This window comes from Pseudomonas sp. EL_65y_Pfl2_R96 (genome assembly GCF_963970905.1).
Lineage (GTDB): Bacteria > Pseudomonadota > Gammaproteobacteria > Pseudomonadales > Pseudomonadaceae > Aquipseudomonas.
In genome coordinates, this window is sequence record NZ_CAXAQH010000007.1 from 34,457 (window position 1) to 47,972 (window position 13,516).

Below are 13,516 nucleotides of genomic sequence, written 5' to 3' on the forward strand. Positions count from 1 at the left end.
CGGCATTAGTCCACCAAACCCCATTCACCCGGCGGTGTATGGGGCCCGGGCGTGGCCTCGGCGTGCATTTTCAGGCGCAGGCGCAAGTTGTTCACCGAGTCCGCATGTTTCAGCGCCTCTGCCTCATCGATCGCGCCCTCGGCAAACAGCGCGAACAGTGCCCCGTCAAACGTCTGCATCCCCGCCTCCGAAGACTTCTCCATGATCCCCTTGAGCTCGCCAAACTCGTTGCGCCGGATCAGGTCGCCGATAGTCGGCGTGCCCACCATCACTTCCACCGCTGCCCGGCGTTGCCCATCGCGGGTGCGCACCAAACGCTGGGAAACAAACGCCTTGAGGTTGTTACCCAGGTCGTTGAGCAACTGCCCACGGCGCTCTTCGGGAAAGAAATTGATCACCCGATCCAACGCCTGATTGGCGTTATGCGCATGCAAGGTGGAAATCACCAGATGACCGGTATCGGCAAACGCCAGCGCGTGCTCCATGGTTTCGCGGTCTCGGATCTCGCCGATCAGCACCACGTCCGGTGCCTGGCGCAGGGTATTTTTCAATGCAGCATGAAAACTGCGGGTATCGACGCCAACCTCACGCTGATTGACGATAGACTTCTTGTGCCGATGGATGAACTCGACCGGGTCTTCGATGGTGATGATATGGCCGCTGCTGTGGCGATTGCGGTAATCGATCAGCGCCGCCAGCGAGGTCGACTTACCCGAACCGGTCGAACCGACGAACAGTATCAGCCCCTGTTTGAGCATCACGGTTTCGAGCAGCACTGGCGGCAGCTTGAGGTCTTCAAAACGTGGAATGTCGAGTTTGATGTTGCGCGCCACAATCGACACATCATTGCGCTGCTTGAAGATACTGAGCCGGAAACGCCCGACCCCGGGCAGGGAAAGCGCCAGGTTCATTTCCAGGTCCCGATCGAACTCCAGGCGCTGTTCGGCGTCCATGATGGACGCGGCGATGGCCGCCACTTCTCCCGGCTTGAACGGTTGATCAGTCAGGGGTTTGAGCACACCGTCAAATTTCGCGCTGGGTGGCGCGCCCGTGGACAGGTAAAGATCGGAGCCATTGCGGCTGGCCAGAATTTGCAACAGCGCATCGATTTCCATGGCAAAAAACACCCGCGAAGCATTCAATTGAAAAAATGACCCAAAACGGGTCATCCAGCGTCTACCGCCCTGCAAGGATAGTAGACGCCGCCACACTGACTCACGCGCAGGACATGTTGATGAACGCACCACCAACCGCCAGCGATGCCCAGGCCCTGATTGCCCGACTGGACTGGACAAGCAACCCGCTGGGCGCCGCCGATCACTGGCCGCAGAGCCTGCGCACCGCCGTGGATATCGTTATTCATTCACCGATGCCGATGCTGTTGCTGTGGGGCCCGCAGCTCACCCAGATCTACAACGACGGCTTCGCCTTCCTCGCCGGCAGCAAACACCCTCACGCTTTCGGACAGCCGACACACCTGATCTGGCCTGAACTCAAAGACTTTACCGACCCGATTTACAGCGCCGTCCTACAGGGCCAGGTGCGAACCTACAGCGAACAGCGCTTTACCTTGCAGCGCGACGGGCGAGATTCCGACTTCTGGCTGGATTTGACCTACAGCCCCATTCGCAATGAAAACGCTGAGGTCGCCGGGATTCTGGTCACGGCCATCGAAACCAACGAACGCCGCCGCATCGCTCTGGAACTTGAGCAACGCTCCGCCGCCAGCCTCAAGGCCCAGCAGGAAACCGAGCAGCGCCTACAACTGGCGCTGGCCGCCACCGATGCCGTCGGTACCTGGGACTGGGACATCGGCGAAGACCGTTTCATCGCCGACGCCCATTTCGCCCAATTGCATGGCGTCGACGCAGGCCTGGCCAGCCAGTTGCCCATCAGCGATTACCTCCACGGCGTACACCCGCAAGACCGCGCGATGATTGCCCGCAGCATCAAGCACTGCATCACCCATGGCAGCGAATACGCCGAGGAATATCGCTTGCTGCAAGCCGACGGCCAGTTGCGCTGGGTGTTTGCCCGAGGCCGTTGCTACAAGGACCACCATGGCCGGCCGATCCGTTTCCTCGGCGCGGCGCTGGACCTGACCGAACGCAAACACATCGAACAGGCCTTGCGCCAGAGCCAGACCGAGCTGCAACTGATCATCAACGCCATGCCGATCCTGATCAGTTATGTGGACAGCGAGGAGCGCTTTCGCCTCAATAATGCCGCCTACCTGGAATGGTACGGCCTGACGCCCCAGGAGCTTTACGGCCGCACCGTCCGTGAAGTGCTGGGCGACGAAGCCTATGCCCTGCGCGCCGAATACATTGCCGAGGCGTTGAAAGGCAAGGCCTGCAGTTTCAGCATCAGCGCCGCGCACCGCGATGGCAGCACCCGCCAGGCCTTGATGAACTACCTGCCACGCCATGGCGCGGACGGCGCGGTGAATGGTTTCTACATCTTCGTGATCGACGAGACCGAGCGCAAACAGACTGAAGAAGCCCTGCGCAACCTCAACGAAACCCTTGAAGAACGTGTGAGCGCCCGCACCCGGCAACTGGCCGAAGCCAACCAGCGGCTGCAGAACGAGATGTTCGAGCGCGAGCGCGCCGAAGACGCCTTGCGGCATGCGCAGAAAATGGAAGCGGTCGGACAGCTCACCGGCGGCATCGCCCATGACTTCAACAACATGCTCACCGGGATCATCGGCAGTCTCGATTTGATGCAACGCTACATCGCCGACGGGCGTGCCGCCGAGGTCGGTCGCTTCACCGAGGCCGCGGTGTCCTCGGCCCACCGCGCCGCCGCCTTGACCCATCGCCTGCTGGCGTTCTCCCGGCGTCAGTCGCTGGATCGCAAGCCGCTGAATGCCAATCATCTGGTGCATTCTCTGGAAGACTTGCTCAGCCGGACCAAGGGCGATCACATCGAACTCAGACTGAAGCTGGCCGATGAGGTCTGGCCGGTCAGCACTGACGTCAGTCAACTGGAAAACGCCTTGCTCAACCTCGTCATCAATGCCCGGGATGCGATGCCCGACGGCGGCGAGTTGTTGATCGAAACCGCCAACGTTCACCTCGACGGCAGCGACATCACTCCCCTGGAACCAGTCAGGGCCGGGGATTACCTGATGATTGCCGTCAGCGACAATGGCGCCGGCATGACCCCGTCGGTATTGGCCAAGGCCTTCGACCCGTTCTTCACCACCAAACCTATCGGCCAGGGCACCGGCCTTGGACTGTCGATGATCTATGGTTTCGCCCAGCAGTCGGGCGGGCACGTCAGCCTGCACAGCCTGCCGGGCCAGGGCACCTGCGTTCGCCTGTATTTGCCACGGTTGCACGTCGCGGTGCCGGAACCCACGTTGGTGCCGGTCACCGGCGAAACACCGGCAGCGGTTGCCGGTGAAACCGTGGTGTTGGTGGAAGACGATCCGGCGGTGCGCATGCTGGTGCTCGACCTGCTCAATGAACTGGGTTATCACGCCCATGAAGCCGAAGACGCGAAGAGCGCCCTGCCCTTGCTGGAATCCGACCTGCGGGTCGATCTGCTGGTGACCGATGTCGGGCTGCCGGGCATGAACGGTCGGCAACTGGCGGAAATCGCTCGTCAGCACCGCCCGGACCTCAAGGTGCTGTTCATGACCGCTTATGCGGAGAAGGCCACCGAACGCCAGGGTTTTCTGGAGGAAGGCATGGACATGGTGGCCAAGCCCTTTTCCATTGACCTGTTGGCCAACAAGATTCGCACGATGATCGGCCAAGCCAGCTGAGTTAAGGCATAATCGCGCGCCCACGCTGGCACCAACATAGCCACCACCGTTGCAAGGTACTGCCAATGAAAGCCCAAGCCCGCCATATTCTGGTGAAAACCTCGGAAGAAGCCGAGCAGCTCAAACAACGCATCGCCAAGGGCGAAGCCTTCGATGTGCTGGCCAAGAAATACTCCACGTGCCCGTCCGGCAAACGCGGCGGGGATCTTGGCGAAGTGCGGCCCGGGCAGATGGTCGGGGCGATCGATGCGGTGATCTTCAAAAAACCGCTGCGGGTGGTGCATGGGCCGATCAAGAGCAAGTTCGGGTATCACCTGGTGCAGGTGTTTTACCGAGATTGAGGGGTTGGCTTCAGGGCCTCATCGCGGGCAAGCCCGCTCCCACAGGGTGCGGTGATGTGACTGCAATCGTGGGTAACTCACAAATCCCTGTGGGAGCGGGCTTGCCCGCGATCCGGTTGCGCAGCAAGCGGCCATCCACCGCTTATCTCGGGATCAACGCCCCCGGCACTTGAATCACCCGACTCGCCAACCGATGCCCGGCCTCGGCAGCCTCGACCGGGCTGCAGCCCTTGAGCCGACACGCCAGATACGCCGCGCTGAACGAATCCCCCGCCGCCGTGGTGTCCACCACCCGTTCGACCACCTGCGCCGGCACTTCGAACGACTCACCGTCACAGCGAATCAGACACGCCTCGGCACCGCGCTTGAGCACCACTTCGGGCGTGCCCATCTGTTCGTAAGCGGCAAACACTGCCGCGCAATCGGAAAAGTGGAACAGCGCTTGCTCGTCATCAACCGTCAGCAACGCCAGGTCGACATAAGGCAGAACGCTGCGATAAGCCGCCTGAGCCTCTTCAATCGACGCCCACAGGCGTGGTCGATAATTGTTGTCGAACACGATCCGCGCATCCCGCTGCCGGGCTTCGATCAGGGTTTCCAGAAGTTTTTCCCGCCCCTGCTCCCCGAGCACCGCCAGGGTAATGCCACTGAAATACAACACGTCGTAATCCGGTAGCGCTGCCAGGATCGGCGCGGCCGCCGGGGTGGTGAAGCAATCGCGCACAGCCGCTTCGTTGCGCCAGTAGAGAAAACGCCGCTCGCCGGCCGCGTCGGTCTGGATGCAATACAGGCCGGGCAAGCGACCGGGCAAACGCTGGACCATGCCCAGGCCAATGTTTTCGCTGGCCCAACTCTGGCACATCGCATCGCTGAAACTGTCATCGCCCAGGGCGGTGACGTAATCCACCGTGCCGCCATCGCCCAGCTCACGGGCCAGATAGACCGCGGTGTTCAGGGTATCGCCGCCGAAGCTTTGTTGCAGCGTGCCATCGGCGCGCTGCTGCAATTCGATCATGCACTCGCCAATCAGGGCGATGCGCGGGGAGTTGGGGCCGAGGGGGCTGATATTGTTCATGGTTGTGGGGGCTCTGGTATTGCGATGTTGTTTGGTAGGCCGTCATCGCGGGCAAGCCCGCTCCCACAGGGATTTGTGAATTGCCACAAATTGCAACCACACCAAAAAACCTGTGAGAGCGGGCTTGCCCGCGATGGCCGCACCTCGGTCTGGAAACCTTAAAAACAGGTTTCCATGGTTTCGATGACATTCAGTTGCTCATCCACCAGACACCCAATACGCCACTTGTCGAACGTCAGGCACGGGTGCGAAGTACCGAACGAAATGATATCGCCCACCCGTAACTCAATCCCCGGCGCCACGGTCATGAACGCGTGCTGGTCCATCACCGCCGTCACCTTGCAGGCACTCACATCATCGCCGGTTGCCGGCACCACACCAGCCTTGTAACGCAGCAACGGCACCGGCAAACCGGCGTCATAGGCGACATCGCGTTTGCCCAAGGCGATCACCGCAAAACCCGGTTCCGGCAACGACTGCACATGCGCCCAGACTTCCAGCGCCGGGCGCAACCCTTCGTGCAGGTCGCTGCGACGGTCGAGCACACAACATTGCGCTTCTTTGTAAATGCCATGGTCGTGGGCCACGTAACTGCCGGGGCGCAACACGCTGAGAAAACGCCCGCCGGCATTCTGCGCTTCGAACGACTCGGCGATCAGGTCGTACCAGGCCGAACCCGACGCCGTGATGATCGGCTTGGCAATGGCGAACGCGCCGCTGTCCTGCAACTGCACCGCCAGACGCACCAGGGAGGCGGCGAATTCGCGGATGCCACTCACCGCGTGATCGCCATGAATCACCCCTTCGTACCCCTCAATGCCGGTCAATGCCAGTGCCGGTTGAGCCGCGATCGCCTTGGCCAGCGCCAGCACTTCGGCTTCGGTGCGGCAACCGCAACGACCGCCGACCACGCCGTACTCGATCATCACGTTCAGGCGCACGCCGCGCGAAGCGAAATACGCGCCGAGGTCCGCGACGTTATCCGGGTGATCGACCATGCAATAGAAATCGAAGGTCGGATCGGCCAGCAGATCGGCGATCAGCGCCATGTTCGGCGTGCCGACCAACTGGTTTGCCATCAATACCCGGCGCACGCCATGGGCGTAAGCCGCGCGGGTTTGCGTGGCACTGGCCAGGGTGATGCCCCAGGCACCGGCGTCCAGTTGGCGACGAAACAGCGCCGGGGTCATGCTGGTTTTGCCGTGGGGCGCCAGTTCCGCGCCGCTGTTGCTGACGAAGTCCTGCATCCAGCGAATGTTGTGTTCCAGCGCGTCGCGGTGCAGCACCAGCGCCGGCAGGCTGACGTCCCGCACCAGATTGGCGCCGGTTTGGGCGTCGCCCTTCTCCACGGCGGCGGTATTGATGGCAGTAGACATGGTCGATCTCCTCACACACGCGGCCGCAGGCAGCCGCCGTTATTCGTTGATACGCCGGGCGAGACTGTTGGCGCTGTCGATCAACACCCGACGATAGTCGTTGTAATTGTTCTTCGCATCGGCCCGTGGGGCGACGATGCACAGGGTCGCGATGGCCACGCCGTTCGGGTCTTTGACCGGGGCGGCGAAGCAATGGGTAAAGGTGTCGGCGACGCTGTCGAAGGAAAAGAATCCGTCGATGGCGGCCTGGCGGATTTCCTCGAGAAACCGCTCCAGCGGCAGGCGTTCGCCGTCGGGCAGGATGAAGTCGTCGGGGTCGATCAAATCGACGACTTGCTGATCGCTCAGGTGCGCCAGCAGCAAGCGTCCGGAAGCGGTCCAGGGAATCGGCGCGTTTTCACCGATGTCCGAGGAAATACGGAAATGCCGCTCGCCCTCCTTCATCAATGCCACGGTGTATTTGCGCCCGTTGAGCAGGCACATCTGCGCGGTTTCGCGGGTCTGGCTGACGATTTCCTGCAAGGCATGATCCGCCTCGCGGGCCAGGTCGAAATGACGCAAGTGCGCCTGCCCGAGGAAGTACAGCTGACGACCGAGGTAAACGTGACCGTCCTTGCCCACGGGCTCGAGGATGCGCCGCTCCAATAAGGACGCGACCAGTTCATAGACCGTGGATTTCGGGCTGCCGATGCCGCTGGCGATTTCATTCGGGCGCAGGGGCTGGCCGATTTCCTTGAGGAAATCGAGGATGTCGAACGCCCGATCCAGACCGCGAGCCCGGCGCTTGATGGTGTCTTCGGTCATGTCTTCAGGTTCCCATTCAAAGTGCCGGGAGTTTACCCAGAGTGCGGTGGCGACCGTTAGGCCGCCTTCGCGGGCAAGCCCGCTCCAACAGGGTTCTATGTGCTGCCACAGATTGCAGGCACATCATCAATCCCTGTGGGAGCGTGGCTTGCCCGCGATGGGCGCGCCGCGGTTCAGGCCTTCTTCTTGTAGGCAATGCAATCAATCTCGACCTTGCAATCGACCATCATGTTCGCCTGTACACAGGCCCGGGCCGGGGCGTGTTCACTTTTGAAGTACTCGGAGAACACCTTGTTGAAACTCCAGAAATCCCGCGGATCTTCCAGCCACACGCCGGTACGGACAACATCTTCGAGCCCATAACCGGCTTCTTCCAGAATCGCAATCAGGTTTTTCATGGTCTGGTGAGTCTGCTCGACAATCCCGCCCACGATGATTTCGCCATCCACCGCCGGAACCTGGCCAGACACGTGCAACCAGCCATCAGCTTCGACGGCACGGGCGAAAGGACGGGGCTGGCCGCCACCGGCGGTGCTACCGGTGCCGTAACGAGTAATGCTCATGGGTGTTTCTCCTGATTAAAAAAGTGAATGCTTAAAAGCGGGTACTCTTGAGAAATTCTGCCAGTCGCGGCGACTGCGGGCGTTCGAACAATGCCTTGGGTGGCCCCTGCTCTTCGATCCGCCCCTGATTCATGAACACGATCTTGTCCGACACCTCGAAGGCAAAGCGCATTTCGTGGGTCACCAGCAACATGGTCATGCCGTCTTCGGCCAGGCCCTTGATCACGCTCAGCACTTCGCCCACCAGCTCCGGATCGAGGGCCGAGGTGACTTCATCGAACAGCATCAGGCTCGGGTTCATCGCAATCGCCCGGGCAATCGCCACGCGCTGTTGCTGGCCACCAGACAACTGACCGGGGTAATGATCGCGACGTTCCAGCAGCCCTACCCGCTCCAGCCATTTTTCCGCCAGCGCCACCGCCTCATCCTTGTGCAGCTTTTTGACCTTGAGCAACCCGAGGGTGACGTTCTGCAACGCAGTGAGGTGCGGGAACAGATTGAATTGCTGGAAGGCCATGCCGGTCATGGCCCGATGGCGGGCGATGACTTTTTCCGGGTGGCGCACGCGCTTGCCGTTGACCTCGTGATAACCGATGGATTCGCCGTCGAGCAGAATCTGCCCGCCCTGGAACTCTTCGAGCATGTTCACGCAACGCAGCAGCGTGGTCTTGCCCGAGCCGCTGGAGCCGATCAGCGTGACCACGTTGCCGCGCTGCATGGTCAGGTCGACGCCCTTGAGCACTTCGAGCTGGCCGTATTGTTTGTGCAGGCCGCGGATGTCCAGCAGCGCTTGATCCTGTGTCGAAACTTGAGCTTGTGTCATGGCAAGGCCACCCGCTTTTCAATGTGCCGGCCGAGTAATTCGATGGCGTAGTTGATGACGAAAAACAGCAATCCGGCGAACAGGTAAAACTCCAGGGTCATGAACGTCCGGGCGATGATCTGCTGGGTGCTGAGCAGCAGCTCGGCGACGCCGATCACCGACAACAAGGTCGACGCCTTGACGATCTCGGTGGACGAGTTGACCCAGGTCGGCAGAATCTGCCGCAGCGCCTGGGGCAACAACACGTAGCCCAGCGCCTGGTAAAACGTCAGGCCGATGGCCTTGCTCGCTTCCATCTGGCCTCTGGACAGCGCCTGCAATGCGCCGCGCACAATCTCCGCAACGTGGGAGCCGCAGAACAGTGTCAGCCCCAGGGTGCCGGCCCCGAATGCGCTGATTTGCCAGCCCAATGTCGGCGCCATGTAGAAGCAGGCCAACACCAATACAAACACTGGCGTGCCGCGAATGATGTCGACGTAAAACCGGAACGGCGCGCGCATCCAGAACGTGCCGTAGGTGAGCACTAAACCTGCAACGATGCCGACCAGCGTGCCCAACAAAATCGCCAGCGCCGAGCACTGCACACTGGTCAGAAAGCCCTGCCACAGGACTTCCCGCGCCACCCATAATTCATGTAGCCAACTGGGGGATTCGTACATGGGGGCCTCCTATCGGCGAATCGCCAGACGCTGCTCGAGGTAACGCAGCATCATGGCAATGAGGTAACAGGCCGCAACATAGAGCGCTGTGGTCACCAGCCAGGTTTCAATCACCCGGTAGCTCTCGACATTGATCTTGCGCGCGTAATAGGTCAGCTCCGGCACGGCAATCGCCGCCGCCAGCGAGGTGTCCTTGAACAGCGAAATGAAGTTGTTCGACAGGGCCGGCAGCACATTGCGCAGCATCACCGGCACGGTGATGTACGCCTTGACCTGCCACTCACCGAGCCCGATGGCCAGGCCGGCTTCACGTAGCCCCTTGGGAATGCTCAACAGACCACCGCGAAACACTTCGGTCAGGTACGCCCCGGCATACAGCGACAGGGTGATGATGAACGACGGAATCTTGTCCAGACGAATCCCCAGGCTCGGCAACGCGAAGTAGATCAACAGGATCAACACCAGAATCGGCGTATTACGGATCACCGTCACATACACCGACGCCAGCACCCGCAATGCGCGGTGCTTCGACAGCAAAGCAAACGCCATCAGCAGGCCGATCACGCAGCCGATGGCGATCGACACCAGCGCCAGTTCAAGCCCCAGACCGAGCCCCGCCAGCAAGGTGTCGAAATCGCGCCAGACGGCGGCAAAATTCAACTGATAGTTCATGGTCAGCAGTACCTTGAGCGGGGCGCGTTATCGGCGCCCCGCTCTCACGGGATCATTTGTATTCGACGGGGAAACCGATGGCTGGGGTCGGCAAATCGACACCGAACCACTGCTTGAACGACGCCGCATAAGTCGGGAACTCAACGCCCGTCATGCCTTCATGCAGGACGGTGTTGACGAAGTTCAGCCAGTCCTGATCGCCGCGTTTGACGGCGCACGCATAGGTTTGTGGGCTCCAGGCATAGGCCGGGCTGCGATAGCGACCAGGGTTCTGCACCATCAGGTATTTCACCGATGACTGATCGGTGGCCGCCGCGTCGGCACGGCCGGAGTTCACCGCCTGGTACATCAAGTCCACGCTGTCGTATTGATCGACCTTGGCCTTGGGCAGCGCCTGATGCACCAGTTCTTCGGCGTACACGTTCTGCAGCACCGCCACGATCACACCGTCACCGGCAGCTTTCAGGTCGTCGATTTCCTTGTATTTGCTGTTGGCCGGCAACAGCAGACCCACGCCTTCGCGGTAGTACGGCAGGGTGAACGCCACTTGCTGTGCGCGGCTGGCGGTCACAGTGATGAACTGGCAACTCATGTCGACCTTGTCGGTCAGCAGATTCGGAATCCGCGCATCGGACGACTGCACCACGAACTCGACCTTGCTCGGGTCGTTGAACAACCCTTTGGCTACCATCCGCGCGATATCAATATCAAACCCCTGCAACTTGCCATCCGCTCCCTGGAAGTGCCACGGCGCATTGGTACTGCCCGTGCCCACGATCAACTTCCCACGGGCCAGCACGCTGTCGAGCTTGCTGTCTGCCGCTTGGGCGACACCCACGGCAGCGGCCGAAGCCGCGAGAAAGAAAACACACGCTTTGAACAAGGAAGGTCGGCGATGCATGGCAAGCACTCCAGGGTCATGTTTATTCCGCTATACCGGAACAAGGTATGTAACAACGGAATAGACAGCAGAAAGTGTGCCACAGGTTGTGGGCGGAATGCCGGGGGGATTGGAATGTGTTTTGAATCAAATGGATGCGCATGAGCGCGAAAAAGGCGTTACGAAATGCACAGCTGAATGAACGCTACCGTTGGCTACAACGTACGGGTACTTGCACCACAGTTGAAGGCGTAGCGATTCAAAATAAGGCAAGAAGACCGGAACCCACCTGTATTTTCTGCCAGTAGACCCACTTGCTCGCCTCCTTTAACGTCAACAGGCCTTCGATTGTCTTTGAAAAGGAGATTTCAATGAGTTCGATGACCACCCACCCGACCATGGCCCCGGTCTACCGCAAGGTGCTCAAAACCTGGCGCCCGGTGATCCTGTATTTCGGCGATAAAAACTGTTACGCCTGCGAAATGGCCGAGCCGGTTTTCCGCACGATCGCCGAGCAATATAGGGATCATGCGCAAATCTATATGCTGAGTACGAGCGAGTCCCCTCGGCATCCGGATGTCACTGGAACACCCACTGTGCTGTTTTACAAGGAAGGGAAACTGCTGAAAAAGCTCAAGGGGATTGGAACCCGAGAAACCCTGGAAGAAGATTTCAAAAAGCACATCGGCAAGCTCAGGCCCAAACAGATTGCCCGCAAACCCCGTCATGACTTGCCGTGGCTGCAGAAAACCTTCAGCACTTTATGCACCGCGCCTCGGGCACAGGGGCTGTTGAATGCACGTTTCATGAGTAATGTTTGAGTCGTCAGGGCGATCGCCTTCGCGAGCAAGCCCGCTCCCACAGGTTGCGCATTAGCCCGCCAGACTGTTTATCGTCCGGAAAAACGCAGCCGCGACAACATCCGCAGATCGCCCTCTTGGTAGTAGTCATCGGTCCAGCTGTCATCCGGAGCCAACGGCCGGACCTGCTTGAGTTGCAGTTTCTTTGCAAAGTAGCGGAACCGGTAATGCTCGTAGAAGCGCAGCAGTTCCAGGCCGTAACGATCGGCCAGGTCGGTGTTGCCACGGATGATCAGGTAGTTCTCGTCATTGCCGTTGCTGGCCGCGGTGCTGAGGTTGTGGCTGCCGCTGATGATGGTCGGTGAGTCGCTGGTGAAGTCGACGACGATGGCTTTGGTGTGCACCAGCAGGTTGCCCTTCTGGCCTTTCATGTTTTCCTTGAGCCAGCCTTCCAGGCCGGTGTTGAGCAGCGCGGTGGCGGCGAATTCGGCGGTGCGGTCGGCATGGAAACCGGTGATGCTGCTGACCCTGTTTTGCAGGCCGTAACGCAAGATATCGTCGTGGGGCTGGCCGAGCAAAGCGTTGAGTATTTCGTCCGGCAGGGTGAATGCGGTGACAAACATCAGGTCTTTTTTGGCGCCGTTGATGATTTCGACGAACTCATGCAAATCGCCCTGGCCCGAGCGCGGGGAGAAGCCGGCGAACAGCGGCTGGTCCGGCTGCATCGGATTGCGTTCCGTGAGCCAGTCCCGTGTGGCGCCGACGTCTGTCGGCGTGGCCCAGACCTGCTCGAAGGTTTGCAGATAACTGGCGCCGATCCGGGCGTCGTCCAGCACATGCACGACGTTAGCCTGACGATAAACGCCGTTGGCGGTGAAATTGGTGCTGCCACACAGCACCGCTTCGGGCTGATGCTGCCCGGCTGCGTCGAGCCGGCTCAGGACCATGAACTTGTTGTGAAAGATGTTGTGAGTGACCCGCCCCCGCTTGTTCGCCGCCGGGATTTTTTCCAGGCTGGCTTCGTTCAGCACCGTGGTGTCTTCGCCGGGTTGGGCGTGGTACAGGACCCGCACCTTTACGCCGCGCTCGAAGGCGGCGTTCACTGCATCGACGATCACCTGCAACTGGTATTCATAAATCGCGATGTCCAACGCCCACTGGCCATCCTCGGCCCGTTCGATGAACCCTAGCAAGCGTGCGAGCAGGCCGTTCTCCAGCCATTGTCGCGGCGCGTCGGGCCAGGCTTCGATGGGCAGTTTCTTGTTGGCGCTGAGCTGCGCATCGAGGTCGGCGAACTTGCGCTGGAACGCCTGGCTGGCAGCCACCGCCCGGTTGAAAATCACGCTCTGATCGTTGGGCAGACCATTGTCCGTGGTGAGCGTCACTTCGAGAAATTCACCCAGCTGCGGCGCATCGGCGGTGCCGTAGGCCAGATGAACCCGATAATGGATCGTCACGCCCGGATTGACCGCGTAATCGGCCCAGCGAAATTTCTGCAACGGCGCGGTATCGCTGGGGGTGGCGTGAAATTGGGGGAACGTATGGTTCTTGCCGGGAAAGGTCAGGCTGTTGAACAGAAACAGCCAGGGTTTGCTGCCTTGCTGTTTTTCGATGGCGAACCCCAGCAGACCTTTGCGGCGGGGTTCGGCCAGGTCGATGGCCAACAGCACGCCGTTGGTGCCAGCATAGGCTTTGACGCGGAAATCGTCCTGATCATTGCGGGCTAGTACGCGCATGGGTCACTCCTGTGA

The 13,516-nt window shown here is 60.4% G+C and carries 13 protein-coding genes; 3 read left to right on the plus strand and 10 right to left on the minus strand.

Annotated features, from left to right (window positions below; genetic code table 11):
* Positions 1-5: 5 nt before the first annotated feature.
* Entirely contained in the window at positions 6-1,115 is a 1,110-nt protein-coding gene (locus AACY49_RS09925) for a PilT/PilU family type 4a pilus ATPase (RefSeq protein WP_320394139.1), read from the minus strand.
* A gap of 119 nt (positions 1,116-1,234) precedes the next feature.
* On the opposite strand from AACY49_RS09925, the gene AACY49_RS09930 reads away from it, so the two are divergent.
* Positions 1,235-3,772 carry a PAS domain-containing hybrid sensor histidine kinase/response regulator gene (locus AACY49_RS09930; protein ID WP_339523356.1) on the plus strand — a complete coding sequence of 846 codons (2,538 nt, stop codon included), beginning with the start codon at positions 1,235-1,237 and terminating at the stop codon, positions 3,770-3,772.
* A 65-nt stretch (positions 3,773-3,837) separates the two neighbouring features.
* Positions 3,838-4,113, plus strand: coding sequence for a peptidylprolyl isomerase (locus AACY49_RS09935; RefSeq protein ID WP_007933743.1), 276 nt, complete (start codon positions 3,838-3,840; stop codon positions 4,111-4,113).
* A 142-nt stretch (positions 4,114-4,255) separates the two neighbouring features.
* On the opposite strand, the gene AACY49_RS09940 is transcribed toward AACY49_RS09935, so the two are convergent.
* The 8 genes from AACY49_RS09940 to AACY49_RS09975 form a co-directional block, all read right to left on the minus strand.
* Positions 4,256-5,188, minus strand: coding sequence for a sugar kinase (locus tag AACY49_RS09940; RefSeq protein ID WP_339523359.1), 933 nt, complete (start codon positions 5,186-5,188; stop codon positions 4,256-4,258).
* Between the two features lie 158 nt (positions 5,189-5,346).
* Positions 5,347-6,564, minus strand: a complete 1,218-nt coding sequence (locus AACY49_RS09945) for an amino acid deaminase (RefSeq protein WP_339523361.1) — start codon at positions 6,562-6,564, stop codon at positions 5,347-5,349.
* Positions 6,565-6,603: 39 nt separating this feature from the next.
* On the minus strand, positions 6,604-7,368 hold the full coding sequence (locus tag AACY49_RS09950; protein WP_339523363.1) for an IclR family transcriptional regulator: 765 nt from the start codon (positions 7,366-7,368) through the stop codon (positions 6,604-6,606).
* 173 nt (positions 7,369-7,541) lie between these two features.
* The gene (locus tag AACY49_RS09955; protein WP_018927658.1) at positions 7,542-7,931 is read right to left on the minus strand and encodes a RidA family protein; all 390 of its coding nucleotides are present in this window, start codon (positions 7,929-7,931) and stop codon (positions 7,542-7,544) included.
* A gap of 31 nt (positions 7,932-7,962) precedes the next feature.
* Positions 7,963-8,754 carry an amino acid ABC transporter ATP-binding protein gene (locus tag AACY49_RS09960; RefSeq protein WP_258700262.1) on the minus strand — a complete coding sequence of 264 codons (792 nt, stop codon included), beginning with the start codon at positions 8,752-8,754 and terminating at the stop codon, positions 7,963-7,965.
* Positions 8,751-9,413: an amino acid ABC transporter permease gene (locus AACY49_RS09965; RefSeq protein WP_258700261.1), complete on the minus strand. Its 663-nt coding sequence runs from the start codon at positions 9,411-9,413 to the stop codon at positions 8,751-8,753. Before AACY49_RS09965 ends, AACY49_RS09960 begins: the two co-directional genes overlap by 4 nt.
* Positions 9,414-9,422: 9 nt before the next feature.
* Positions 9,423-10,085 carry an amino acid ABC transporter permease gene (locus AACY49_RS09970; RefSeq protein WP_105341167.1) on the minus strand — a complete coding sequence of 221 codons (663 nt, stop codon included), beginning with the start codon at positions 10,083-10,085 and terminating at the stop codon, positions 9,423-9,425.
* A gap of 52 nt (positions 10,086-10,137) precedes the next feature.
* Positions 10,138-10,986 carry a transporter substrate-binding domain-containing protein gene (locus AACY49_RS09975; RefSeq protein WP_258700260.1) on the minus strand — a complete coding sequence of 283 codons (849 nt, stop codon included), beginning with the start codon at positions 10,984-10,986 and terminating at the stop codon, positions 10,138-10,140.
* 350 nt (positions 10,987-11,336) lie between these two features.
* Here AACY49_RS09975 and AACY49_RS09980 point away from each other — a divergent pair, with 350 nt between their 5' ends.
* The gene (locus AACY49_RS09980) at positions 11,337-11,786 is read left to right on the plus strand and encodes a thioredoxin family protein (protein WP_339523372.1); all 450 of its coding nucleotides are present in this window, start codon (positions 11,337-11,339) and stop codon (positions 11,784-11,786) included.
* A gap of 68 nt (positions 11,787-11,854) precedes the next feature.
* Here the strand turns inward: AACY49_RS09980 and AACY49_RS09985 are convergent, their stop codons facing one another.
* Positions 11,855-13,501: a phospholipase D-like domain-containing protein gene (locus tag AACY49_RS09985; protein WP_339523374.1), complete on the minus strand. Its 1,647-nt coding sequence runs from the start codon at positions 13,499-13,501 to the stop codon at positions 11,855-11,857.
* Positions 13,502-13,516: the final 15 nt, after the last annotated feature.

Coding starts and splice junctions, on each gene's coding strand:
- AACY49_RS09940 (WP_339523359.1), bottom strand. CDS start 5,188: ATGAACAATATCAGCCCCCTCGGCCCCAACTCCCCGCGCATCGCCCTG.
- AACY49_RS09975 (WP_258700260.1), bottom strand. CDS start 10,986: ATGCATCGCCGACCTTCCTTGTTCAAAGCGTGTGTTTTCTTTCTCGCG.
- AACY49_RS09950 (WP_339523363.1), bottom strand. CDS start 7,368: ATGACCGAAGACACCATCAAGCGCCGGGCTCGCGGTCTGGATCGGGCG.
- AACY49_RS09955 (WP_018927658.1), bottom strand. CDS start 7,931: ATGAGCATTACTCGTTACGGCACCGGTAGCACCGCCGGTGGCGGCCAG.
- AACY49_RS09935 (WP_007933743.1), top strand. CDS start 3,838: ATGAAAGCCCAAGCCCGCCATATTCTGGTGAAAACCTCGGAAGAAGCC.
- AACY49_RS09985 (WP_339523374.1), bottom strand. CDS start 13,501: ATGCGCGTACTAGCCCGCAATGATCAGGACGATTTCCGCGTCAAAGCC.
- AACY49_RS09930 (WP_339523356.1), top strand. CDS start 1,235: ATGAACGCACCACCAACCGCCAGCGATGCCCAGGCCCTGATTGCCCGA.
- AACY49_RS09960 (WP_258700262.1), bottom strand. CDS start 8,754: ATGACACAAGCTCAAGTTTCGACACAGGATCAAGCGCTGCTGGACATC.
- AACY49_RS09965 (WP_258700261.1), bottom strand. CDS start 9,413: ATGTACGAATCCCCCAGTTGGCTACATGAATTATGGGTGGCGCGGGAA.
- AACY49_RS09970 (WP_105341167.1), bottom strand. CDS start 10,085: ATGAACTATCAGTTGAATTTTGCCGCCGTCTGGCGCGATTTCGACACC.
- AACY49_RS09945 (WP_339523361.1), bottom strand. CDS start 6,564: ATGTCTACTGCCATCAATACCGCCGCCGTGGAGAAGGGCGACGCCCAA.
- AACY49_RS09925 (WP_320394139.1), bottom strand. CDS start 1,115: ATGGAAATCGATGCGCTGTTGCAAATTCTGGCCAGCCGCAATGGCTCC.
- AACY49_RS09980 (WP_339523372.1), top strand. CDS start 11,337: ATGAGTTCGATGACCACCCACCCGACCATGGCCCCGGTCTACCGCAAG.